This window comes from Pararhizobium antarcticum, assembly GCF_001885585.1.
Classification (GTDB): Bacteria; Pseudomonadota; Alphaproteobacteria; order Rhizobiales; family Rhizobiaceae; genus Pararhizobium; species Pararhizobium antarcticum.
On record NZ_LSRP01000070.1, the window covers coordinates 1 to 253 of the forward strand.

Here is a 253-nt window from a genome sequence, read left to right on the forward strand (position 1 = left end):
TTCAGAACATCGACGCGCACGCATGAGACCCCCGCTCGGGCTACGCCCTCCCGGAGGTCTCATGCGTGCGCCGCAAGTGGCCTGGTTTTACTCCGCCGCCTGGCCGGTTTTTACTCCGGCGTTGACAGCCATGCGAAGGTTCGCTCGACAACCCATCGGCGTGGCAACAACTCGAAGCCTTTGGCCGCATCGGATCGCTTGACGATTTCAGTTGCCAGACCTGGTCTGGCCTTCTTCTGACCCTTTGCGAAGA

At 60.9% G+C, this 253-nt stretch carries 1 pseudogene; it reads right to left on the reverse strand.

Annotation, left to right across the window (positions count from 1 at the left end):
• Positions 1 to 125 precede the first annotated feature (125 nt).
• Positions 126 to 253 (reverse strand): annotated as a pseudogene (locus tag AX760_RS26640) (transposase); the annotation flags it as partial.